The organism is Variovorax sp. Root411 (genome assembly GCF_001425205.1).
Taxonomy (GTDB): Bacteria; Pseudomonadota; Gammaproteobacteria; order Burkholderiales; family Burkholderiaceae_C; genus Variovorax.
In genome coordinates this window covers 797514-821280 of sequence record NZ_LMDW01000001.1, presented here as the reverse complement: position 1 = coordinate 821280, position 23767 = coordinate 797514, and the positions used below count along the sequence as shown (strand labels likewise).

22 protein-coding genes and 1 other RNA gene are annotated in these 23767 nt (G+C 64.8%); 7 read left to right on the top strand and 16 right to left on the bottom strand.

What is annotated here, in order from left to right; genetic code table 11:
* Positions 1 to 14: 14 nt before the first annotated feature.
* The 12 genes from ntrC to ASC92_RS03700 form a co-directional block, all read right to left on the bottom strand.
* Positions 15 to 1547 (bottom strand): nitrogen regulation protein NR(I), encoded by a 1533-nt coding sequence (ntrC, locus tag ASC92_RS03755; RefSeq protein ID WP_056510425.1) that lies wholly within the window; start codon positions 1545 to 1547, stop codon positions 15 to 17.
* A 22-nt stretch (positions 1548 to 1569) separates the two neighbouring features.
* A complete protein-coding gene (gene glnL / locus ASC92_RS03750; RefSeq protein WP_056510423.1) occupies positions 1570 to 2649 on the bottom strand; it encodes a nitrogen regulation protein NR(II) in 1080 nt (359 codons plus the stop codon).
* A 4-nt stretch (positions 2650 to 2653) separates the two neighbouring features.
* Complete coding sequence (locus ASC92_RS03745; protein WP_056510419.1) at positions 2654 to 3163, bottom strand: hypothetical protein; 510 nt, start codon at positions 3161 to 3163, stop codon at positions 2654 to 2656.
* A gap of 135 nt (positions 3164 to 3298) precedes the next feature.
* Positions 3299 to 4714: a type I glutamate--ammonia ligase gene (gene glnA, locus ASC92_RS03740; RefSeq protein ID WP_007829403.1), complete on the bottom strand. Its 1416-nt coding sequence runs from the start codon at positions 4712 to 4714 to the stop codon at positions 3299 to 3301.
* 146 nt (positions 4715 to 4860) lie between these two features.
* Positions 4861 to 5661: a competence/damage-inducible protein A gene (locus ASC92_RS03735; RefSeq protein WP_200935933.1), complete on the bottom strand. Its 801-nt coding sequence runs from the start codon at positions 5659 to 5661 to the stop codon at positions 4861 to 4863.
* Positions 5658 to 6548: an EI24 domain-containing protein gene (locus tag ASC92_RS03730; RefSeq protein WP_056510414.1), complete on the bottom strand. Its 891-nt coding sequence runs from the start codon at positions 6546 to 6548 to the stop codon at positions 5658 to 5660. The genes ASC92_RS03735 and ASC92_RS03730 overlap by 4 nt, the downstream gene beginning before the upstream one ends.
* Before the next feature lie 50 nt (positions 6549 to 6598).
* Entirely contained in the window at positions 6599 to 7573 is a 975-nt protein-coding gene (locus ASC92_RS03725) for a sterol desaturase family protein (protein ID WP_056510412.1), read from the bottom strand.
* Positions 7574 to 7586: 13 nt separating this feature from the next.
* Positions 7587 to 8399 carry a polysaccharide deacetylase family protein gene (locus ASC92_RS03720; protein ID WP_056510410.1) on the bottom strand — a complete coding sequence of 271 codons (813 nt, stop codon included), beginning with the start codon at positions 8397 to 8399 and terminating at the stop codon, positions 7587 to 7589.
* Positions 8383 to 9390 (bottom strand): YncE family protein, encoded by a 1008-nt coding sequence (locus ASC92_RS03715; protein ID WP_056510408.1) that lies wholly within the window; start codon positions 9388 to 9390, stop codon positions 8383 to 8385. Before ASC92_RS03715 ends, ASC92_RS03720 begins: the two co-directional genes overlap by 17 nt.
* A gap of 90 nt (positions 9391 to 9480) precedes the next feature.
* The gene (locus tag ASC92_RS03710; RefSeq protein WP_056511835.1) at positions 9481 to 10230 is read right to left on the bottom strand and encodes a pseudouridine synthase; all 750 of its coding nucleotides are present in this window, start codon (positions 10228 to 10230) and stop codon (positions 9481 to 9483) included.
* A gap of 60 nt (positions 10231 to 10290) precedes the next feature.
* On the bottom strand, positions 10291 to 12027 hold the full coding sequence (gene ggt / locus ASC92_RS03705; RefSeq protein WP_056510406.1) for a gamma-glutamyltransferase: 1737 nt from the start codon (positions 12025 to 12027) through the stop codon (positions 10291 to 10293).
* Positions 12028 to 12063: 36 nt separating this feature from the next.
* On the bottom strand, positions 12064 to 13635 hold the full coding sequence (locus ASC92_RS03700; protein WP_235505652.1) for a methyltransferase regulatory domain-containing protein: 1572 nt from the start codon (positions 13633 to 13635) through the stop codon (positions 12064 to 12066).
* 347 nt (positions 13636 to 13982) lie between these two features.
* Between ASC92_RS03700 and ASC92_RS03695 the strand changes: the two genes are divergently transcribed.
* Positions 13983 to 14258, top strand: coding sequence for a hypothetical protein (locus ASC92_RS03695; protein ID WP_056510404.1), 276 nt, complete (start codon positions 13983 to 13985; stop codon positions 14256 to 14258).
* Between the two features lie 9 nt (positions 14259 to 14267).
* Positions 14268 to 14471 (top strand): hypothetical protein, encoded by a 204-nt coding sequence (locus tag ASC92_RS03690; RefSeq protein ID WP_007829384.1) that lies wholly within the window; start codon positions 14268 to 14270, stop codon positions 14469 to 14471.
* A gap of 67 nt (positions 14472 to 14538) precedes the next feature.
* On the opposite strand, the gene ssrA is transcribed toward ASC92_RS03690, so the two are convergent.
* The 4 genes from ssrA to ompA all read right to left on the bottom strand — a co-directional run bounded on the left by ssrA (position 14539) and on the right by ompA (position 17112).
* Positions 14539 to 14923: a transfer-messenger RNA gene (gene ssrA / locus ASC92_RS27840) on the bottom strand.
* A gap of 12 nt (positions 14924 to 14935) precedes the next feature.
* Positions 14936 to 15604 carry an HAD family hydrolase gene (locus tag ASC92_RS03685; RefSeq protein ID WP_082519454.1) on the bottom strand — a complete coding sequence of 223 codons (669 nt, stop codon included), beginning with the start codon at positions 15602 to 15604 and terminating at the stop codon, positions 14936 to 14938.
* Complete coding sequence (ubiG, locus tag ASC92_RS03680) at positions 15601 to 16329, bottom strand: bifunctional 2-polyprenyl-6-hydroxyphenol methylase/3-demethylubiquinol 3-O-methyltransferase UbiG (RefSeq protein ID WP_056510400.1); 729 nt, start codon at positions 16327 to 16329, stop codon at positions 15601 to 15603. The genes ASC92_RS03685 and ubiG overlap by 4 nt, the downstream gene beginning before the upstream one ends.
* A gap of 132 nt (positions 16330 to 16461) precedes the next feature.
* Positions 16462 to 17112 (bottom strand): outer membrane protein OmpA, encoded by a 651-nt coding sequence (gene ompA / locus ASC92_RS03675; RefSeq protein ID WP_056510399.1) that lies wholly within the window; start codon positions 17110 to 17112, stop codon positions 16462 to 16464.
* 224 nt (positions 17113 to 17336) lie between these two features.
* Between ompA and gyrA the strand changes: the two genes are divergently transcribed.
* From gyrA to ASC92_RS03650, 5 genes are read left to right on the top strand one after another with little or no spacing between them, the layout of a single operon-like run.
* The gene (gyrA, locus tag ASC92_RS03670) at positions 17337 to 19982 is read left to right on the top strand and encodes a DNA gyrase subunit A (RefSeq protein WP_056510393.1); all 2646 of its coding nucleotides are present in this window, start codon (positions 17337 to 17339) and stop codon (positions 19980 to 19982) included.
* Entirely contained in the window at positions 19979 to 20569 is a 591-nt protein-coding gene (locus tag ASC92_RS03665) for a DUF2059 domain-containing protein (protein ID WP_056510391.1), read from the top strand. The genes gyrA and ASC92_RS03665 overlap by 4 nt, the downstream gene beginning before the upstream one ends.
* 7 nt (positions 20570 to 20576) lie before the next feature.
* Positions 20577 to 21707: a 3-phosphoserine/phosphohydroxythreonine transaminase gene (gene serC / locus ASC92_RS03660; protein ID WP_056510389.1), complete on the top strand. Its 1131-nt coding sequence runs from the start codon at positions 20577 to 20579 to the stop codon at positions 21705 to 21707.
* A gap of 24 nt (positions 21708 to 21731) precedes the next feature.
* Positions 21732 to 22856, top strand: coding sequence for a prephenate dehydratase (gene pheA / locus ASC92_RS03655; protein ID WP_056510387.1), 1125 nt, complete (start codon positions 21732 to 21734; stop codon positions 22854 to 22856).
* 19 nt (positions 22857 to 22875) lie between these two features.
* Entirely contained in the window at positions 22876 to 23766 is an 891-nt protein-coding gene (locus tag ASC92_RS03650) for a prephenate dehydrogenase (protein ID WP_056510385.1), read from the top strand.
* Position 23767 lies beyond the last annotated feature (1 nt).

Here is a 23767-nt window from a genome sequence, read left to right as displayed (position 1 = left end):
CCCGAAGGGCCTTTTCATTCGATCCCGAGTTCCTGGATCTTCCGGGTGATGGTGTTGCGCCCGATGCCGAGCTTCTGCGCGGCCTCGATGCGACGGCCTCGCGTGTTGGCCAGGGCCGTGAGGATCAGCCTCGATTCGAAGCGGCGCGTGAGCACGTCCCAGACGTCGGTGCGGCCGGCCGCCAGCAGCGCCTGCGCCTCGACCTCCAGGCCGTTTTCCCAACTGCTCACGCCTGGATGGGCTTCAGCGGGTTCGGAGACGGCATGGACGGACGCTGATTCACCGCTGGCCGCAACCGGCAGCGATGCGGCGGGCTGGGCCGTTGCAGTTGGGGCGGCGACCACGGCTTCGGGCACGTGGGCCTCGGCGCCTGCACCGACGGCCATCACCTCGGGCGGCAAGTCTTTCGCTTCGATCAGCTGGGCCGGCGCCATCACGGTCAGCCAGTGGCAGATGTTCTCGAGCTGTCGCACATTGCCCGGGAAGCTGAAGGCCGCGAGCCTGGCCAGCGCCGCGTCGGAAATGCGCTTGGGCTCGACGCCGAGCTGGCGCGCGCTCACCTGCAGGAAGTGGCGCGTGAGCGCAGGCACGTCTTCGCCGCGTTCGCGCAACGCCGGCAGGCGCAGGCGGATCACGTTGAGGCGGTGGAACAGGTCTTCGCGGAAGCCGCCGAGCTTGACGCGCTGCTCCAGGTCCTGGTGGGTGGCGGCGATCACGCGCACGTTGGCCTTCACCGAGTTGTGCCCGCCCACGCGGTAGAAGTGGCCGTCGCTCAGCACGCGCAGCAAGCGCGTCTGCAGGTCGAAGGGCATGTCGCCGATTTCGTCGAGGAACAGCGTGCCGCCCTCGGCCTGCTCGAAGCGGCCGCGGCGCATGGTCTGCGCGCCGGTGAAGGCGCCGCGCTCGTGGCCGAAGAGTTCGCTCTCGAGCAGGTCCTTCGGGATGGCCGCGGTGTTGATGGCCACGAAGGGGCCGTTGGCGCGCGGCGAGTGCTTGTGCAGCGCACGCGCCACCAGTTCCTTGCCCGAGCCCGATTCGCCGGTGATGAGCACCGTGACGTTGCTTTGCGAGAGCCGGCCGATGGCACGGAACACGTCCTGCATCGCCGGCGCCTGGCCGAGCATTTCGGGCGCCGCGACCATGCGTTCTTCGGCGACTTCTTCGCGCTGGCTTTCGTCGACGGCGCGGCGGATGAGCTCGACCGCGCGCGGCAGGTCGAAGGGCTTGGGCAGGTACTCGAAGGCACCGCCCTGGAAGGCCGAAACGGCGCTGTCGAGGTCGGAAAACGCCGTCATGATGATGACGGGCAGGCCGGGGTGCTTGGCCTTGATCTTGTCGAGCAGGTCGAGCCCGGAACCGCCGGGCATGCGGATGTCGCTCACCAGAACCTGGGGACCTTGCTGATCGTCGTCGGCGGCCTGTTCGAGTGCGGCGAGCACCTCGCGCGTGTTCGTGAAACTGCGCGTGGGCAAGTCTTCGCGCAGCAGAGCCTTCTCGAGCACGAAGCGAATCGATTGGTCGTCATCAACTATCCAGATCGGCTTCATGCATCTCCTTGTTGCCGGGCTGCTAGGGCAGCGGTATCAATATCTTGAAATCGGTTCGGCCCGGGACGCTGTCGCACTCGATCACGCCGTGATGCTGCTGCACAAAAGTCTGTGCGAGCGTCAATCCCAGCCCGGTCCCGCCTTCCCTGCCCGATACCAGCGGATAGAAGATGCGGTCCTTGATCGTGTCCGGCACACCCGGTCCATTGTCGATGACATGCAATTCCAGTGCCAGTCGATACCACTGCTTGTTGAAGATCACCTGACGAGCGATGCGTGTCTTGAAAGTGATCTGCGCATCGCCGGCCGCGCGGCGCTCGGCCAGCGCCTGCGCGGCGTTGTGCGTGATGTTGAGCGTGGCCTGGATGAGCTGCTCGCGGTCGCCGCGGAACTCGGGAATCGACACGTCGAAATCGCGCTCGATGTGCAGGTCGCGCGGAAACTCCGCAAGGATGACCGAGCGCACGCGCTCGCACACCTCGTGGATGTTGACGTCGCCCACCACGTGCGGCCGGCGGTGAGGCGCGAGCAGGCGGTCGACCAGCGTCTGCAGCCGGTCGGCCTCGTGGATGATGACCTGGGTGTATTCGATGAGGTCGCGCGACTCGACCTCCATCTGCAGCAGCTGTGCCGCGCCGCGGATGCCACCGAGCGGGTTCTTTATCTCGTGCGCGAGGTTGCGGATGAGTTCCTTGTTGGCCTGCGCCTGGTCGATGAGGCGCTCTTCGCGGTCCTGCCGCACCTGATGCTCGAGCGGCGACATCTCGATGATGAGTTCGCCCTTCTTGTCGCCATGCGCGAGCGTGACCTGCACCGGCATGAGCTCGTGGTTGACGCGGCGCAGGAAGGCTTCGTAGCGCAGCGTTGCAAAGTCGTTGCTGCTCGCGCCGTCGATCGCAGTGCGCAGCACCTGCGGCTCGTGAAAGCAAGCACCGAACTGCGAACCTTCGAGGGTGCGCCGCGATGTGCCCAGCGCGTCTTCGAGGCCTGCATTGGCAAACAGCACCGAGCCGTTGCTGTTGACCACCGCGATCAGCGTGGACAGCAGGTCGAAGGACTGAAAGCGCGGATTGGCGCCGCTCGCCTTCTTCCCGAACACCATATGGCTATTGCGGCTGCTGCTTGTTCGGCAGGCGGCCGATCTCGCGGCGGATGCCTGCGATGTCGCTTTCGTTGCGCGCCAGCTCGGCCTTCATTTCGGAGACGCGGTCCAGGTACTTCTGGTAGTTGCGGCCTTCGCTGCCCTGCTTTTCGGGCTCGCCGTTGTTGTATTCCTTCTGCAGCTCGGCCTGGCGCGCCTCGGCCTTCTTGAGCTCGGCTTCGAGCACCGAACGCGCCTCGCCGTCGCGCGCGCGCTGGTCGACCCCTTCGACGCGCGGGCTGCCCGCCGGTGCACGCGCCGCGGAGGAGCCGCCGGACGACGCGGAGCCACCGCCCGAAGGTTTCGTGCCTTGCACGACCGTGACGTTGCCGCCTTCCATGACCTTGCAGCCCTTCTGCTGGGCGATGGTGGAATTGTTGGTGTACTCGTTGCCGCAGCGCCAGACGCGCTCTTGCGCGAGCACCGGCAGCACGATCAATGAACCGGCCAGAAAAATGAGGGAAGCAGTCTTCATGTGTATCGGTGGAGGGCGGCGACAAAGGTGCATTTTCCTGCAATTCGATGCCAACCGTGACCAAATGTTCCACGCCAAGCAAAAAGGACGGCCGAGGCCGTCCTTTTGTCTTGAATCCCCCGTCAGGGGCTCGCCTTACAGCGAGTAGTACATATCGAATTCGACAGGGTGCGTCGCCATGCGGAAGCGCGTGACTTCCTGCATCTTCAGTTCGATGTACGCGTCGATGTACGCATCGGTGAACACGCCGCCCTTGGTCAGGAACGCACGGTCCTTGTCGAGGTATTCCAGGGCCTGGTCGAGGCTGTGGCACACGGTCGGGATCAGCGCGTCTTCTTCCGGCGGCAGGTGGTACAGGTCCTTGCTGGCGGCTTCGCCCGGATGGATCTTGTTTTCCACACCGTCCAGGCCGGCCATCAGCAGCGCAGCGAAGCCGAGGTACGGGTTCATCAGCGGATCGGGGAAGCGCGCTTCGACGCGGCGGCCCTTCGGGTTGGCCACGAACGGAATGCGGATCGAGGCCGAGCGGTTCTTGGCCGAGTAGGCCAGCTTCACCGGGGCTTCGAAGCCGGGCACCAGGCGCTTGTAGCTGTTGGTGCCGGGGTTCGTGATGGCGTTCAGGGCACGGGCGTGCTTGATGATGCCGCCGATGTAGTGCAGCGCGAAGTCGCTCAGGCCGGCATAGCCGTCGCCTGCGAACAGGTTCTTGCCGTCCTTCCAGACCGACTGGTGCACGTGCATGCCGGAGCCGTTGTCGCCGACGATGGGCTTGGGCATGAAGGTGGCGGTCTTGCCGTAGGCGTGGGCCACGTTGTGGATCACGTACTTCTGCAGCTGGACCCAGTCGGCGCGCTGGACCAGCGTGCTGAACTTGGTGCCGAGTTCCATCTGGCCGGCGTTGGCCACTTCATGGTGATGCACTTCGACCGGGATGCCGAGCGATTCGAGCACCAGGCACATTTCCGAGCGCATGTCCTGGAAGCTGTCGACCGGGGGAACCGGGAAGTAGCCGCCCTTGACTGCGGGACGGTGGCCGGTGTTGCCGTGCTCGTATTCCTTGTCGGTGTTCCACGAGGCTTCTTCGGAGTCGATCTTCACGAAGCAGCCCGACATGTCGTTCTTCCATCGGACGCCGTCGAACACGAAGAATTCGGGTTCCGGACCGAAGAAAGCGGTGTCGCCCAGGCCCGAGGCCTTCATGTAGGCTTCGGCGCGCTTGGCGAGCGAACGCGGATCGCGCTCGTAGGCCTTGCCGTCGGCAGGGTCGATCACGTCGCAGGTCAGGATCAGCGTCGTTTCTTCGAAGAAGGGATCGATGTTGGCGGTGTTGGGGTCGGGCATGAGCTGCATGTCCGAAGCTTCGATGCCCTTCCAGCCAGCGATGGACGAACCGTCGAACGCGTGGCCCGAGGTGAATTTGTCTTCATCGAAAGCCGAGACCGGCACGGTCACGTGCTGCTCTTTGCCACGGGTGTCGGTGAAGCGGAAGTCGACGAACTTGACCTCGTTTTCCTTGACGAGCTTGAGTACATCGGCGACGGTCTTTGCCATCAGTTTCTCCTGAGTTGGATGGTGGTTAGGAATACAGGGACAAGGGATGCAGTTTCTGTGCCATTGTCGCCTCACCGGACGAGGCTTTGGCAAACGCTGCAAACCCCAATTAGAGGCGGAAACTCACCAAATTGGTGCCATTGCTATTAACGCACCAATTCTGGGCCAAGCTTGGCATCAAAGGTGTGCAACCCTTCGATCAGCTGGACATAGGCGGCATCGACTCGGCCCGGGTCGCCCTTGACGCCCAGCTCGATGTGCCGGCCATATTCAGGGTGATCGACGCTGGGCAGGCTGAACACCTTGATGCCGACGTGCGTGGCCTCGATGGCCTGCATGAGCGGGGTCAGCGTGGCCTCCATGGCACCGAAAACGATCACCGACTTCTCGGCGACGGCATTGCGGGTGAACAGATCGGCGTAGCGGCTGTCGAGCACGGACTCGATCATCGGCCAGGCCATGACGGGGAAGCCCGGCACGAAATGCACGTCGCCGACGCTGAAGCCCGGGATCTTGTTGTACGGGTTGAGGATGAGCGCGGCGCCCTGCGGGAACACACCCATGTTGAGCCGGTGCACGTTGTCGGACCGGTCGGGCTCGTAGGGCACGCCCTGCTCGCGCGCGGTGTCCTGCATGCGCTCGCGGATCAGCATCTCGGCCTTGGGGTGCAGCGCCAGCGGCACGCCCAGCGCCTGGGCAGCGCACTGGCGGGTATGGTCGTCGGGCGTGGCGCCGATGCCGCCGGTCGAGAACACAATGTCGCCCGAGGCGAACGCGCGTGCGAGCGCGGCCGTGATGCGCGCGGGCTCGTCGCCCACGTATTCCGCCCAGCCGAGCTGCAGGCCGCGCGCAGCGAGCAGCTCGATGACCTTGGCCATGTGCTTGTCGGCCCGCTTGCCGGAGAGAATCTCGTCGCCGACGACGATGAGACCGAATGCGCGTGTCATGGTGAACCCCATTGAGAGAGTGCGGCCTTGCTGGCTTCCTCGGCTTCGAGGGCCGACGCGGTGCCGCCGGCGGTCGATGCTTCGGCCATGGCGCGCTGGGCGCGCAGCTGCGCGAGCGCGTCGAGGCAGTAGTGGGCGAACCAGAGTGCCGAAAAGGCGAAGACCAGTGTGTAGATCCAGATGGCGATCGGCACCAGCACGAAGAAGGCGGCAGCGAACAGCAGGCCCGATGCCCAGACGATGCTGGGCGCGGCGCCCAGGTATCCGCAGAGCACGCCGATGCATAGCAGCGGCAGCCGGTGTGCGCGCAGCAGCGCGGCACGCTCCTCGGGACTGGCATGTTCGGCCAGCGCATCGAAGCTCATCACGCGGTAGGTGAGCCAGCCCCAGATCAGCGGCGGCAGGATCAGCACCAGTGGCGGAATGAGCCACAGCGGCATCGACACCACGAGGGCGATCAGCGCCAAGACGGTGACGCCCAACGAACGCGCGACGCTGCCGAAGAACGAAGCGCCCTTTTTCTGTTCGAGCGAGGGAAAGCGCCGCTGGGCCACCAGCTTGGTCAGCGCGGGCGCCATGAAGCCGGCCACGATCAGCAGGCAAAGCACCACGAGCAACGGGGTGGCGGCAAACACCACGACCAGGGACGCCAGCGCAGAAGTGACGTCACCCGAGAAAAGACGGCCGATCCAGGCCCAGAAGCTCGCCAGCAGCGGCCAGGCGTCGAGCGCGCCGCGCGTCCATACAACCGCGTCGTCCCAGTAGAAGTAACCGAGCCCCGCGGCCAGCACCACCATCAGGCCCAAAGGCAGCAGCGACAGCACGATCACGCGCGGCAGCATGCAATAGGCGACCGCGCGCCAGAAGGAGTCGAGGAGCAGGCGCATGAGGCAGCGAGGATAACGCGTCGGACGCGCCTTTCAGGGCCCGGAGCCCCTCAGCCGCGACCCGCCATCCGCTTGAGGCCGAGCCACTGCTGGGCCCAGAAGCCACGACCGTAGTCGCGCACGCGTCCATCCGCGTCGGGCTCGACCTGGTCGCGGATGCCGGTCGGGTCGTAGCGGTCCTCGAAGTTCGCGGTGCGAAACAGCATGTCCCACCACGGCAGCAGCACGCCGAAGTTGTGGCCGCCAAGCGTGCTCTTGCCGTTCGACTCGTGACCGAGTCCGATGCTGTGGTGCAACCGGTGGAAGCGCGGGCTGATCCACAGCCGCTCGCCGATGGCGCCGAAGCTCAGCCGCAGGTTGGCGTGCTGCAGGCTTTCGCTGAGCTGAGTGAAGGCGACGAAGGCAATGAACTGCCCCGGCGCCACGCCGATCAGCTGCGCCACGATGACGATCAGCGTGTCGTGCACGATGTCGTCGAGCAGGTGGTTGCGGTCGTCGCTCCACATGGTCATCTGGCGCTGCGAATGATGCAGCGAATGCAGGCCCCACCACCAGTTGAACTGGTGCTGGCCGCGATGGATCCAGTAACCGACGAAGTCGAGCACCACGAGGTAGATGGCGAAGGCCACCACCGGCACGTCGGTCACGCCGGGCCACACCTCGTCGAGATGAAAGGTGCCCCACCCCGCCGTGCGCAAGCTGCCCAGCGCATCGTCGAAGAAGGGCTGCAGCGTGAAGAACAGCGCCAGCCGGAACAGGCCGAGACGGTGGATCAGCGTGTAGAGCACGTCGATGCGGATCGCATGGCGGTCGACCACCGGCTCCACCGAGCGCCAGCGCTGCAGCGGCCCGATGATCGCGATCAGCACCAGGATCTGGACGACGCCGACCAGCAGCCAGCCGGTGGCGTCGAAGGCGTCCTCGGTCCAGCCGCCGAGGCCGACGGCATACACCAGCGGCTGCACGGCGGTCTCGAAGAACCAGCCCTGCAGGGCGGAAAAAGCGTCTGTCAGCCAATCGATCATGGCGGGAACTCAGTCAAGGGTGGGACGCGATCCAGGCGCGGAAGTCCGGATGCTGGCGCAGCGTCTGGAAGCAGAAGCCCTTGGCCTTGAGACCGACGATCAGCGGCTCGAGGTTGGCCGGCGCCCACGGGTCCTTACGCGACCAGATGCCCAGGTGCGCGAGCAGGATGTCGCCAGGGCGGATGGTGTCGAGCGCCTGCGTCAGCAGCCTGGCGTTGCTGAACTTCTCGCTCGGCAGTTCGTCGCCGAGGAAGCCGGCGGGTGCCCAGCCGACGTACTTGTAGCCGCAACCCTCGGCGGCGGCCAGCAACGCAGGGGATGTCTTGCCGCCCGGCGCGCGGTACAGCGGCAGCGGCTTCTTGCCCGTGATGGCCGCCAGGCGGTCGGACGACTTGCGGATGTTGGCGCAGTACTCGGCCGCGCTCCAGGTCGATTCCTTGCCATCCTGCGGGCCCGCCGAAGGCTTGATGCGGAAGCTCGGCGGCGTGCCCTTGACGTCGGCACGCCAGTACGCGTGGTCATATGTGTGGGAGCCGAATTCGTTGCCCTCGGCCGCCCTCGCCTTCCACCACGGCGCCCAACGGTCGTCGAGGCTGTCGCCGTCGCTCTGGGTGCGCTCGGCGGCAGCGAAGAAAGTGACGCGCACGTCCTGCCGCTTGAGCACGTCGGCCACCAGCGGGGCAACGCCCATGTGGCCGGTGTCGAAGGTCAGGTAGACGGGCTTTTCGCAGGTGGTGCCCGGCTGCGCGCCCCAGGCGACGGGAGCCAGGGCCCCGGCCATCGACAGCGCGAGCGCCGCGCCGATGCGGCTAGATGCGCTTGCCATGATCGAGCGTCCAGACGCCGTGCGGCGAACGGCCGACGTTGACCTGGCGCACGACCTTGTTGCTGGCCAGGTCGACCACGCTGAGCTTCTTGGCCCAGCGCGAGGTCACGTACAGCGTCTTGCCATCGGCCGAGACGTCCATGCAGTCGGGGCCGCCGGGCACGGGATAGTTCGCGATGACCTTCAGCGTCGCCAGGTCGATCCGGCTGATGCTGTTGGCTACGCGGTTGCTCACGAACACGCTCTTGCCGTCGCCGGCCGAGCGGAAGGCGTGGGCGCCCTTGCCGGTGGGGATCTTGCCGACCAGCTTCGGCTCGGCGCCGGCCACGTCGAACACCTGCACGCCGTCGCTGCCGGTCAGGCCCACCAGCAGGGTCTTGTCGTTGTGCACGCCGAAGATGTCGGCCGGCATGGTGCCGGTGGCGGTGCGCCACTTGACGGCCTGCGTGGGCAGGTCGATGGCGATCATCTCGTCGCTGTCCTGCATCGTCACGTAGGCGATGGTGCTGGTGTTGTCGATCCAGATGTGGCTGGGCGTCTTGCCGCTGGCGATGCGCTTGGCCAGCTTCAGGTCCTTGCCGTCCCAGCGGTAGATGTCGACGTGGTTCAAGCGGTTGCCCGCCGTGACGAACCACTTCATGTCGCGCGAGAACTGCAGCTGGTACGGATCGATGATGCCGTAGACCACGCGCTGCACTTCCGCCGTGCGAGGGTTCAGGAAGGTCAGCGAATCGCCCGCCGAGTTGGCCACGATGACCGACTTCTCGTCGGGCGTCATGTAGAGGTGGTGCGGCTCCTTGCCGGTGGCGATGCGCTGCTTTTCCGTCCAGTCGACCGGATTGATCACGCTCACGTTGGCATCCAGCGAGTTGAGCACGAAGATCGGCGGAGGTTCGGCCGGCGCGGCGGCAGCGGTGTGTACCGCCAAGGCCGTCAGACAGGAAAGCAGGAAGGCCGCGGTGCGGCCGTTCGGTCGAGCAGGGAGTCGCAAGGGAAGGTTCCGAGAGAGAGCTGCGAATCTTAACGGCCAGGTCTTATGGCAGGCTGACCGGGAATACGCTCTTTCGCTCGCTTTTTCCCTCTATTTCGCCGGTTTCGCTGGCTTGGCCGGCGCGCGCAGCGCTGCGACCTCTTCGGCCGTCAGCCACCGCCACTGCCCCGACGCCAGGTCGTCGGACAGCGCCAAGTTGCCGATGCGCGAGCGGTGCAGCCCCTCGACCCGGTTGCCGACCGCAGCCAGCATGCGCTTGACCTGGTGGTACTTGCCTTCGGTGAGTGTGAGCCGCAGGTGCAGCGGGCTGTCGGATTCGCAGGCGGCCGCGCGCACGGGCTTCGGGTCGTCGTCGAGCACGACGCCGGCCAGCAGCTTCGCGATCTGCGCCTCGTCCACCGGGTGCTTGGCCGTCACTTCATAGACCTTCGGCACATGATGCTTGGGCGAGCCCATCTTGTGGATGAACTGGCCGTCGTCGGTCATCAGCAACAGGCCGGTGGTGTCCTGGTCGAGCCGGCCGATCGCCTGCACGCCCTGCACCGCCCCCTTGTTGGGGCGCAGGCGCAGCGGCGACGGCAGCAGCGTGTAGATGCTCGGGTAGGTCGAGGGCTTCTGGGAGCACTCGGTGCCGGCCGGCTTGTGCAGCATCAGATAGGCCTTCTCGTGGTACGCCCACGCGGTGCCCTGGACGGTGAAAAGCAGGCCTTCGGGATCGAGATCGGCAAAGGGGTCGGTCACGGCCTGGCCCGCGACGGTCACGTGGCCTTGCTGGACCAGGCCCGCGCACACGCGGCGCGTGCCGAAGCCCTGGGTGTAGAGGATGTCTTGCAGGTGCATGAAAAATGAAAAAGCGGCCGTGCCCACAAGGGCACGACCGCCTTCTAGTTTGCCGCAGTATCAGTAGCCGGCGGCCAGGCCGGTGTTGCGGCGGGGGTCGTTGGCGCCGTAGAAGCGGTTGGCGCCGACCGGCTTGCCGCCCAGCGACGGCGCGCCGACGATGATCGCCGCCAGGTGGTTGGCCGGCTGCGGCACGCCCAGGTTGTGGCCCATGTCGGTCAGGATCTTGCGCGTGTCGGGGCTCAGTGCGAAGCTCTCGACGTTGGTGACGTCGGGCAGCCATTGCTGGTGGAAGCGCGGCGCATCGACGGCCTCCTGCACGTTCATGCCGTAATCGACGACGTTCAGGATGGTGTGCAGCACGGCCGTGATGATGCGGCTGCCGCCCGGCGTGCCGACCACGAACACCGGCTTGCCGTCCTTCGACACGATGGTCGGGCTCATCGAGCTCAGCGGACGCTTGCCCGGTTCGATCTTGTTGGCCTCGCCCTGCACCAGGCCGTAGAGGTTGGGCACACCCACCTTCGCGGTGAAGTCATCCATTTCGTTGTTCAGCAGCACGCCGGTCTTGGCAGCCGTGACCTTGGCGCCGAACCAGTCATTCAGCGTGTAGGTGACCGACACCGCGTTGCCCCACTGGTCTGTGATCGAATAGTGAGTGGTGTTGCTGCCCTCATGCGGCGCCACACCGGGCTTGATGTCCTTCGAGACGCCGGCCTTCTTCGGATCGATGACGGCGCGGATCTTCTCGGCGTAGCCCTTGTCGAGCAGTCGCTCGAGCGGGTTCTTCACGAAGTCGGGGTCGCCCAGGTAGCTGTTGCGGTCCACGTAGGCATGGCGCATGGCTTCGATCTGGTAGTGCACCGACTGGGCCGAGCGGAAGCCCAGGTCCTTGAGCGGATAGCCCTCGAGGATGTTGAGCATCTCGCAGATGATCACGCCGCCCGAACTCGGCGGCGGCGCCGACACCACGCGGTAGCCGCGGTAGTCGCACTCGACCGGCGCGAGTTCGCGCGTCTTGTACTGGTCGAGGTCGGCCTGCGTGATGATGCCCTTGCCGGCCTGGCTGGAAGCCACGATGGCCTGACCCACCCAGCCCTTGTAGAACCCGTCGGTGCCCTTGGCGCTGATTTCCTTCAGCGTCCTGGCGAGGTCTTTCTGCACCAGCTTCTGGCCGACGGCGAAAGGCTCGCCCTTGTTCAGGAAGATCGCGCCGGAGACCGGGTCCTTCTTGAAATCGTTGGTGGCGGTGAGCAGCATGTCGATGTCGCCCTGCTCCAGCGCGAAGCCCTTGTCGGCCAGCTGGATCGACGGGGCGATCAGGTCGGCGCGCTTCATCGTGCCGTACTTTTCGCGCGCGTACTCCATGCCCGAGACCGAGCCCGGCACGCCCACGGCGAGATGGCCGTTGGTGCTCAGGCCCTTGATGACGTTGCTGTCCTTGTCGAGGTACATGTTGGCCGTAGCGGCCAGCGGCGCTTTCTCGCGGAAGTCGAGAAAGGTCTTGCGGCCATCGGCCAGCTGCACGGTCATGAAGCCACCGCCGCCGAGATTGCCGGCGGCCGGATACACCACCGCGAGCGCATAGCCCACGGCCACCGCCGCATCGACCGCGTTGCCGCCGCGCTTGAGCACGTCGACGCCGACCTTGCTGGCCAGGTGCTGTGCGCTCACGACCATGCCGTGCTCGGATGCGACGGGCGCCACCGATGCGGCATTCGACGCGCCGGCGGCCGCCAGCGCGAGCACCGCCGCGACGGCGCCGCGCAGCTTCGGGGTCCATTGGATTTGTTGCATGGGAAGTCTCCTCTTGGGCGTGATGAAGAATGAAGTTCAGGCCGTCAGCAGCGCCTTGCGGCGCAGGGCGTCAAGCGCCAGCGCGACCTGCTGGCGGGCGAATTCCTTGACTGCCGGCGGGTCAGTCAGCGGCTTGTCGTCCTTGACGAAGCGCAGGCGATCGCTGCGCACTTCCGCTTCGAGATGCTCAGCCAGCGCATCGTGCGAGTGTGTGCCGTCGAGCAGCGGCAGCAGGCTTCGCTCGAGCAGCGTCAGCACCACGGGCTCGTGCCATTGATTGCAGGTGTTGGCTGTGGCACCGGCGTCGGACCCAAGGCCGGAAGCACCCCGGACAGCGGGCAGGACCCGCGGCAGATCGGAAATCGCGTCGGCCGCTGGCACCGCAGTGCGGCGGATGCGCAGGGCGCCGAGGATCAGCAGCTCCTCGAGCGTGGCCAGCACGGTCGATTCGATGGCGGCGGGCGGTTGCCCCGTGATTCCGGAAGCGGCTTCGATGAGGCTCGGCACCGACATCGACGCCGGATAGCGCGTGTCGAGCAGATGCGCCACCGCCTTGTGCACCGGTACCCGCAGCGTGACCTTCCGGCCCTGGATCGCGCTGCACGGCTGTTCGCGGGCATCGAGCACGAGCGCCTCGCCGCCGTCGGCCTTGAAGATGCCGGCGAATTCGAGCAAGCGGATGCGCGCAGGCTCCAGCTTGTAGCGGATATGCGTGGCTTGCCCTTGCTTGACCAGCAGGGTCTGGCGGAAGGTGCGATTGACCAGGAAGTCGAGGTACTGCTCCATCATGACCTGGCTGCCGCCGCATTCGCGCAGCAGCGGATCGCGCACCTTGTCGCCGTAGTTCTGCACGAACATCGTCGACGGCTCCGCATCGGCCAGGTAGGCGAGGCCATGTACGCCCGCCCGCGCCACGAACTCCTTGAAATAGCACGGGGCATTGCAAGGCTCGAGGAACTCATGCAGCAGGTACGAGCTGTTGGCGCTGCGCACGATCGGCATCGCCTCCTCGAGCGTCTTCTTGAGCACGCTGTCGGCGCGGGCCGACTGCTCGAGGAAATCGAGCATGCCGCGTGCATAGGACAGCTTTTCGCCGGGCGTATCGCGTGGGCCGCCGCGCAGGATCATTGCGTCGCGCACGATCTCGCGCGCCTTCCACCCGGGGTACACGTTGTAGCTCACGTAGGCCACGCCATTCGGCGCGAGGTTCTCCGAGCAGATGCGCAGGATCGCGTCCTGCACCGGGCCCGGCACCCAGCTGTAGACGCCGTGGCACACGATGTAGTCGAACTGGCCGAACGAGGCGTCGATGTCCGCGAGGTTGAGGGCCTTGAGCTCGATGTTAGACAGCCCGGCGCGCCCGATGGCCGCCATGCCCTGCGCCACCTGCACCGGCGAGAGATCGACGCCGATCGCAGAAGCCTCGGGGTGGCGCGCCGCAAAGGGAATCAGGTTGCCGCCGGCCGCGCAGCCGAGCTCCAACACACGGGCCGTTGCAGGGGACGGAACGTCGAGCCCGAAGAGAAATGCCAGCGCTTCCAGATGCTCCATCGCCGACTGTGGGAACGGATGCGAGTCATAGGGCACCGTGTCGTAGTAAGTGGTCAACTCTGAAGTCAGCGAATCCGGCACGAGCGTCCTTTTCGGGATCTGGGCAAGCGGCAGTGCCTTGGTACGGGCACCGCGGGCAGCGATGGATTGCAGCAAATGCAAAGTGGCAACGCTGGCCGACTATAGCCCGCGTTCGGGCAAAAAAACGAGCCCGCGCAGGCTGCGCGAATGGCACAGAAAAAAGCCCAGCCTCGAGGGCTGGGCTTGAAAGCCTCTCTGCTTGGCATGCATCGAGGTCCCCGCACAGGTTGACCAGCGGGGGACGGTTACCCGTCAAGGAGAAATTTCGACTGGGACACAGTTTACTGTATATTTGTACAGTCTTTTCAAAAAGGATACCTGCCATGTCTCCGACCGAAGAAACAACCGCTGCGCCCAATCACGCGCTCAAGGAAGCGCTGGCCTGGATCTCGAAGTTCGCGCACGCGTGGAAGGCCATCGAGCCTTCGCCGAGAAGCCTCAGCATCGACGGCTTCATCATCTGGGGGCCTGCGCTTTACGAGAAGCACAAGGGTGAAGATCCCGTGCAGTTGGCGCGCCAGTTGTTCGGCAAGTCCGGTGAATACTTCAAGTATCTCTACCCCGAGCGCGGGCCCGGCTCCAGCGATCGCCGGTCTTAGAATGACCCGATGAATTGGCGCACACTGCTTCCGCTTGCCTTGGTCCTCACCGGCTGCTCGACACCACCCAACGAAGTGACGCAGGTTCGCGACGGCGTGCTGCGGGCCAAGACGTACGTACAGGCCTCGGACTATTGCGACGCGCAAAGCAAGACGCCGCGCTGGCTCGGCAAGGCGCCTGCAGAACAGGGCGTCCTGTTCCAGTGCAACTGAGTCTGGGTCGCTGGACATGGTCCAGCATCTGCAAGGCCTTGTTCAGTGAGGCCCGCGTTGAGAAATGTGGTGGAGCTGGGGGGATTTGAACCCCCGTCCGCAAGCCTTCATCGCGCAGTTCTACATGTTTAGTGATCTGATTTGAGTCTCGCTTCCGGAGTCGCGCAGTCACACGCTAAACCGGACGCCAGCACCCTATTTTCTCGCCCCGACCCAAGGTACCCGGATCGGAGCCAGCCCATGTAATTATCCTTGCAGCCGGGAGGTCAGGATTGCTCCAGACCCCCTTGCCCAGCCCATCGGCCAACTGTTGCAAGGCTCACTGGCAATTAAGCAGCGAGTGCGAAACGTTCGTCGTTTGCAGTTAGTTTGTTTGAATCTGTTTTACGAGCGCATTCAGCTCGACATGCCCCGCTGCGACTCCGAACCCACGTCGAAACCAGTGCAGCCCCAAGCGACGTATTTTAGGCGCTATTGAGTAACTGCAAGAGCTCCATGGGCGAAGAGATTGAAGCATCGGCCTGCCAGAGCGTCGAATCGGCCTGCGGCCCCATGTAGCCATAGGTCGCCGCAACTGTGCGCATGCCTGCAGCCCGGCCCGCGATGATGTCGCGCTCGTCGTCGCCGACGTAGACACACGCCTCCGATGGCACGCCGAGGCGGCGCGCCGCCTCATGCAAGGGCTCGGGATGCGGCTTCGCAAATGGCGTGGTGTCGCCGCTCACTACCGCACCCGCACTCGCGAAAAGCGGAATGGCGCGCGTCAGCGGGTCGGTGAAGCGCATCGACTTGTTGGTGACGACGCCCCACAGCAACCCAAGCTCGCGCAGCGCCTCGATCAGCGCGTGGATGCCGTCGAACACATGCGTGTTGAGCAGCATGCGGCGCTCATAAGCCACGAAGAACTCTTCGCGCAGCTCATTGAATTCGGGCGAATCCGGCGTGATGCCGAATGCAACACCGAGCATGCCGCGCGCGCCTGCTCCGGCCATGGGGCGGTAGCGCTCCAGCGGGTACGGGTCGAGGCCGCGATCGGTGCGCATCTTGTCGGCTGCAGCACCCAGGTCGGGCGCGCTGTCGATCAGCGTGCCGTCGAGGTCGAACAGCACAGCCCGGGTCTGCGCGCCCATCATTCCCTTGAATCCGGCGAGGCCGGCTTCTGCGTGGCGAACATGTAGTTGACGCTGGTGTCACCGCTGAGCCAGTAGCGCCGGGTCAATGGGTTGTGCTCCATGCCACGGGTGTGCCGCAGATCCAGGCCCGCCGCGCGGCAGTAGCCGGCCAGTTCGCTTGGCCGGATCAGCTTTGCATATTCATGGGTCCCGCGCGGCAGCATGCCGAGGACGTACTCGGCGCCCACGATCGCGAACATGAACGACTTCAGATTGCGGTTGATCGTCGAGAAGAACACCCAACCGCCCGGCTTGACGAGCGCTGAGCAGGCCTGGATCACCGAGGCCGGCTGCGGCACATGCTCGAGCATCTCCATGCAGGTGACAACGTCGAAGCTGCCTGGCTGCTCGGCGGCCAGCGCTTCGGCACTGATTTCGCGGTACTTAACCCCCCGGGTGCCGGCCTCGAGCGCATGCAGTTGCGCGACCTTGAGCGCCTTGCCCGCAAGGTCGATGCCCAGCACCTCGGCGCCCTTGCGGGCCATCGAGTCGGCCAGGATGCCGCCGCCGCAGCCGATATCAAGCACGCGGCGCTGCGAAATTGGCGCAATTCCGTCAATCCAGTCCAGGCGCAGCGGATTGATTTCATGCAGCGGGCGGAATTCGCTCTCCAAATCCCACCAGCGATGTGCGAGTTCTGAAAACTTGGCCAGTTCGGCGGGATCCGCATTCACATTTTCTGTCATACAGCGATTATGAAACGAGCAATGACCGATAAGCACCGAGTCGGCTTTGCCGACAAAAGATCAATCGCGAATTCGACGGCCATAAAAAAACCCCGCCTGGGCGGGGTTTTCATGATCGATGGAATCGACTGATTAGTTGGCGCGGGTGCCGACCACTTCGATTTCCACACGACGGTTCTTGGCGCGGCCTTCCTTGGTGCGGTTGTCAGCCACAGGCTGCTTCTCGCCCTTGCCTTCGGTGTAGACGCGGTTGCGTTCGATGCCCTTCGAGACCAGGAAGGCCTTGACGGCTTCGGCGCGACGCACCGACAGACGCTGGTTGTAGGCGTCCGTACCGATCGAATCGGTGTGGCCCACAGCGATGATGACTTCGAGGTTCACGCCACGGATCTTCTCGACCAGGTCGGTCAGCTTGGCGCGACCTTCGGGCTTCAGAACCGACTTGTCGAAGTCGAAGAAGGCGTCAGCAGCGAAGGTCACCTTGTTGGCAGCGACTTGCGGCGCGGCCGGTGCGGCCGGAGCAGCAGGGGTCGGAGCAGCAGCAGCCGGAGCAGCAGGAACCAGAGCGCCGTCGCAACCAGCAGCAGCCGTAGCCGGCGTCCAGTTGGCATCGCGCCAGCACAGTTCGTTCGTGCCGTTCTTCCAAACCAGTTCGCCGGTGCCGTTTTGCCAGTTGTCGATCGTAGGACCGCCGTCCGCAGCGGTGACACGGGTCTGCGCGCCGGCGGCAGTGGCGAGCGCAGCGACTGCAAACATCATCGCCACTTTATTCAGTTTCTTCATGGTTCTCCTCTTGGGGAAAAAGCCGCAGCCGCGCTGCGAATCAAGGACGCTTTAAGTGACCACCACCCAAAACGTTGAGGCGATTGTGCCATAGGGTCTTTGGCAAACAGGCCGCTGGACAGCCCGGAAGCGTAGGACGGAGGCGGAATAGCCCCCTTGTGTTGCGGCGGTGCGACACCCCTCACAGCGTAAAATTTCGCCTTCCTGCCGCCAGCCCCTTGCTCATGACCTCCTTCGCAAAAGAAACCCTGCCCATCAGTCTCGAAGAGGAAATGCGCAGCAGCTATCTCGATTACGCCATGAGCGTGATCGTGGGCCGAGCGCTCCCCGACGCCCGCGACGGCCTCAAGCCCGTACACCGCCGCGTGCTGTACGCGATGCACGAGCTCAACAACGACTGGAACCGGCCGTACAAGAAGTCGGCCCGTATCGTCGGCGACGTGATCGGTAAATATCACCCGCACGGCGACCAGTCGGTCTACGACACCATCGTGCGACTGGCCCAGGACTTCTCGATGCGCCACATGCTGGTCGACGGCCAGGGCAACTTCGGGTCGGTCGATGGAGACAACGCGGCCGCAATGCGGTATACGGAAATTCGGCTGGCCAAAATTGCGCACGAAATGCTGGCCGATATCGACAAGGAAACTGTCGACTTTCAGGACAATTACGACGGCTCTGAAAAAGAACCGAAAGTGCTGCCCAGCCAGTTGCCGAATTTGCTGGTCAATGGCTCCGGCGGTATTGCGGTCGGCATGGCAACCAATATTCCGCCGCACAACCTGAATGAGGTTGTCGACGCCTGTCTGCACCTGCTGCGCAACCCCGAAGCCAGCATCGACGAGCTGATGGAGATCGTGCCGGCGCCCGACTTCCCCACCGCCGGCATCATCTACGGCATCAACGGCGTGAAGGACGGCTACCGCACCGGCCGCGGCAAGGTCGTGATGCGCGCCAAGTGCCATTTCGAGGACATCGACCGCGGCCAGCGCCAGGCGATCATCGTCGACGAACTCCCCTACCAGGTCAACAAGAAGACGCTGCAGGAACGCATGGCCGAGCTGGTGCACGAGAAGAAGATCGAAGGCATCAGCCACATCCAGGACGAGTCCGACAAGTCGGGCATGCGCCTCGTCATCGAGCTCAAGCGCGGCGAAGTGCCCGAGGTGGTGCTCAACAACCTCTACAAGCAGACGCAGCTGCAGGACACCTTCGGCATCAACATGGTGGCGCTGGTCGACGGCCAGCCCAAGCTGTGCAACCTGAAGGACCTGATCCAGGTCTTCCTGCAGCACCGCCGCGAAGTGGTCACGCGCCGCACAGTCTTCACGCTGCGCAAGGCCCGCGAACGCGGCCACGTGCTCGAAGGCCTGGCGGTGGCGCTCGCCAACATCGACGAATTCATCCGCATCATCCGCGAATCGCCCACGCCACCCGTTGCCAAGGCCGAGCTGATGACCCGCAGCTGGGACAGCAAGCTGGTGCGCGAAATGCTCACGCGCACGCGCGCCGACGGCGGCGTGATCAACGCGGACGACTACCGCCCCGAAGGCCTCGAGCGCGAGTTCGGCATGGGCGGCGACGGCCTCTACCGCCTGTCGGAAACGCAAGCCCAGGAAATCCTGCAGATGCGCCTGCAGCGCCTGACCGGCCTGGAGCAGGACAAGATCGTGGCCGAGTACAAGGACGTGATGGCCGAGATCGACGACCTGCTCGACATCCTCGCCAAGCCCGAACGCGTCTCGACCATCATTGGCGAAGAACTCGGCACCATCAAGCAGGAGTTCGGCCAGTCGAAGATCGGCGCGCGCCGCAGCCTGGTGGAGCACAGCGCCTACGACCTCTCGACCGAAGACCTGATCACGCCGACCGACATGGTCGTCACGCTCTCGCACAGCGGCTACATCAAGAGCCAGCCGCTGGGCGAGTACCGCGCGCAAAAGCGCGGCGGCCGCGGCAAGCAGGCCACGGCAACGAAGGAAGACGACTGGATCGACCAGCTTTTCATCGCCAACACGCACGACTACATCCTGTGCTTCTCGAACCGCGGCCGGCTGTATTGGCTCAAGGTCTGGGAAGTGCCGGCGGGTTCGCGCGGCTCGCGCGGACGCCCCATCGTCAACATGTTCCCGCTGCAGGAAGGCGAGAAGATCAACGTCGCCCTGGCCCTGACCGGCGAGAAGCGCAACTTCCCGGCCGACCAGTACGTATTCATGGCGACCTCGATGGGCACGGTCAAGAAGACGGCGCTCGACGAGTTCAACAATCCGCGCAAAGGCGGGATCATTGCCGTGAACCTCGATGAAGGCGATTACCTGATCGGCGCGGCACTCACCGACGGCAAGCACGACGTGATGCTCTTCAGCGACAACGGAAAAGCCGTGCGCTTCGACGAGGAAGACGTCCGGCCGCTGGGCCGCAATGCCCGAGGCGTACGCGGCATGTCGCTGGAGCCGGGCCAGGGCGTGATCGCCATGCTGGTGGCCGAGGACGAGCAGCAAAGCGTGCTCACTGCCACGGAAAATGGTTACGGAAAGCGGACAAGCATTACCGAATACACCCGCCACGGCCGGGGAACCAAAGGCATGATCGCTATTCAACAGAGTGAGCGCAACGGCAAGGTCGTTGCCGCCACTCTCGTGCATGCGGATGATGAGATCATGCTCATCACCGACAAGGGCGTGCTGGTGCGCACCCGGGTTGCCGAAATTCGTGAACTTGGTCGCGCGACGCAGGGCGTTACGTTGATCGGGCTCGACGAAGGCGCCAAACTCAGCGGACTACAACGTATCGTCGAAAACGACGCGAACGGCGAAACCGAGCCGGACGCGGACGATACTTCCACATCTTCAACGGAGAATCCTCAGTGAAAAAAATCAAACTCGCACTTCTGACGGTCGCCCTGGCTGGCAGTTCGATGGCCGCGATGGCCCAGGACAAGGCCACGCTCATCAAGCAGTTCATCGACATTCAGCGCCCCGGCATCGAATCGCTGGCACGCGGTCTGGTCGAGCAATCGAGCGCTCCGATCGCACAGGCGGGTTCGCAGTACCTCCAGACGCAAGTGCCTGAAGCCAAGCGCGAAGCCGCTGCCAAGGCTGCCGACGCCGAACTGAAGAAGTACTTCGACGAGACCTATCCAATCGTTCGCGACAAGGCCATTCAACTGGCCCCGGGCGCCCTCACCCCGCTGCTGGAGCAGAACTTCAGCGAAGACGAGCTCAAGCAACTGCTGGCCTGGATCAACTCGCCTCTGAGCAAGAAGTACCAGGATCTGAACCCGAAGATGCAGACTGCACTGACGGAAAAACTCGTGTCCGACACGCGCGCCACGGTCGAACCCAAAATGCGCGCGCTCGACACCGCCGTCGCCAAGGCTCTCGGCGCGCCGACCGATGGTGCCGCCCAAGGTTCCGCTCCCGCCAAGGCACCTGCCAAGGCTCCAGCCAAGAAGTAAAAGCAACGTGACCCAGCAGCAGACGCCGGCCGGCAAGCGCCCCTACAACTTCTCGGCCGGTCCGGCTGCCATGCCGGAGGCGGTGCTGCAACGCGCTGCCGCCGAAATGCTCGATTGGCAGGGCAGCGGCATGAGCGTGATGGAAATGAGCCATCGCGGCAAGGAATTCGGCACCATCTGCACGCAAGCCGAAGCCGACTTCCGCACGCTGCTGGCCGTGCCCTCGCACTTCCACATCCTGTTCATGCAGGGTGGCGGCCTTGGTGAAAACGCCATCGTGCCGATGAACCTGTCGCGCGGCAAAACCGCTGATTTCGTCCTCACCGGCAGCTGGAGCATCAAGTCGCACAAGGAAGCGCAGCGCTATTGCACGGCGCGCGTGGCCGCGAGCAATGCCGAGGACCAGCATACGAAGCTGCCCGATCCCTCGACCTGGCAACTCTCCAAGGATGCCTCGTACGTGCACGTGTGCTCCAACGAGACCATCAACGGCATCGAATTCCAGCAACTGCCCGACCTGGCCGCGCTCGGCAGCAATGCCCCGCTGGTCATCGATTTTTCCTCGCACGTTGCTTCGCGCAGCGTCGACTGGAGCCGCGTGGGCCTTGCCTTCGGCGGCGCACAAAAGAATCTCGGCCCCGCCGGCCTGACGATCGTGGTCGTGCGCGACGATCTGCTGGGCCACGCGCTCGAGATCTGCCCGAGCGCGTTCAACTACAAGACCGTGGCCGACAACAACTCCATGTACAACACCCCGCCGACCTGGGGCATCTACATGGCGGGGCTCACGTTCCAGTGGCTGCAGCAGCAGGCCGAAGGCACGCACACCGGCATCGCCGCCATGGAGCAGCGCAACATAGCCAAGGCGAAGCTGCTGTACGGCTTCATCGACGGCTCCGACTTCTACGCCAACCGCATCGATCCGGGCTGCCGCTCGCGCATGAACGTGCCGTTTTTCCTGGCGGACGAAAGCCGCAACGAGGCTTTCCTGGCCGGCGCGCGCGAGGCCGGGCTGCTGCAGCTCAAGGGCCACAAGTCGGTGGGTGGCATGCGCGCCAGCATCTACAACGCCATGCCGCTGGAAGGCGTACAGGAACTTGTGAGCTACATGCGAGAATTCGAGCGATCGCATGCCTAGGCGCATGCCCTAGCTGCTCGCACGATGACCGACTCCACACCCACAACGCCCTCTTCTCCTTCCGACAAATCCGAAAGCCTGGCCGATCTGCGCGTGCAGATCGACTCGCTCGACCAGCAACTGCTGAGCCTGCTCAACGAACGGGCCCATGTGGCCGAACTGGTCGGCGAGGTCAAGAAGCGCGAGGGCACGCCGTTCTTCCGCCCCGACCGCGTGGCGCAAGTCATCGAGAAGATGAAGAAGAGCAATGGCGGTCCGCTCAAGGACCTGCATGTGGCGGCTATCTGGCGCGAAATCATGTCGGCCTGCCTGGCGCTCGAATCGCCGCAACGCGTGGCCGTGCTTGGTCCCGAAGGCACCTTCTGCGAGCAGGCGGCCATCGAGTACTTCGGTGGCGCCGCCGACCTGATCTACTGCGCCAGCTTCGACGAGGTGTTCCATGCCACCGCCGCGGGCAGCGCCCAGTACGGCGTCGTCGGCGTCGAGAACTCGACCGAAGGCGTGGTCACGCGCTCGCTCGACCTGTTCCTGCATTCGCCCACCCACGTCGTCGGTGAAGTCAGCCTGCTGGTGCGCCACCACCTGCTGCGCAGCAGCAATTCGCTCGAAGGCGTCGAAGCCGTGCTGGCCCATCCACAGGCGCTCGCGCAATGCCAGACCTGGCTGTCCAAGCACCTGCCCAACGCCGAGCGGCGCGCCGTGTCGAGCAACGCCGAAGGTGCCCGCCTCGCGGCCACCAACCCGGCCTGGGCCGCGCTGGCCGGCGAACGCGCTGCCACCCGCTTCGGCCTGCACATCGTGGCGCATGCCATCCAGGACGACTCGTACAACCGCACCCGCTTCTCGGTGATCTGCCTGCCGCAGACGCTGGCCATGCCGCCGGCCTCGGGCCGTGACTGCACGAGCCTGATCGTCTCGGTACCCAACCGGCCCGGCGCGGTGCACGACCTGCTGGTGCCGCTGAAGGCCAACAACGTGTCGATGACGCGTTTCGAGTCGCGTCCGGCGCGCACTGGCCAGTGGGAGTACTACTTCTACATCGACCTCGACGGCCACCCCTCGCAGCCCAACGTGGCCGCGGCGCTGGCCGAACTGCGCGGACTCTGCGCCTTCTACAAGGTGCTGGGCGCCTACCCCGTCAAGGCCTGAGCGGCAGGCAAGCAGAAGCATGTTCGAACAACTGGGACTGATCGGCTGCGGCCTGATGGGCGGCTCCTTCGCGCTCGCACTCAAGCGCGCGAAGCTGGTGAAACGCGTGGTGGGCTACAGCAAGTCGCCCTCCACTACCGAGCGGGCACGCCAACTGGGCGTGATCGACGTGGTGGCGCCTTCAGCGCTGCTGGCGGTATCGGGCGCCGACATCGTGCTGCTGGCGGTGCCGGTGGCTGCATCGGAAGCCACGTTCAAGGCGATCCGTCATGGCATTTCGAGCGAAACGCTCGTGATGGACGTGGGCTCGACCAAGGGCGACGTGATCGAGGCCGCGCGCAACGGCCTGCAGAAGCAGTTCGCGAACTTCGTGCCGGCGCATCCGATTGCCGGCAAGGAACTCTCGGGCATCGAGCATGCCGAGGCTTCGCTTTTCGCCGGCCGCCAGGTCGTGCTGACGCCCGTGAAGACCACGCTGCGCTCCAATGTGCAGCGGGCCTCGCAGGTATGGAGCGGCATCGGCGCGCACGTCGTCACCATGACGCACGATGAGCACGACGCCGCCTTCGCCGCCGTGAGCCACCTGCCGCACCTGCTGGCCTTCGCGTACACCAATGCCATCGCCAGCCAGCCGCAGGGCGACCGCTTCCTGAGCCTCGCAGGCCCAGGCTTTCGCGACTTCTCGCGCATCGCCGCCAGCGACCCTGTCATGTGGCGCGATGTGCTGCTGGCCAACCGCGAACAGGTGCTCCAGCAGTCGCAGGCCTTCCGCAAGGCGCTGGAAGACCTTGAAGCACTGATGACCGCAGGCGACCTGCAGGCACTGGAGCAATCCATCGCCACCGCCAGCAAGGCCCGCTCGGCCTGGAAGCCGGCTACCGACACCTCGTCGCAGCAGCAGGACAACTGAG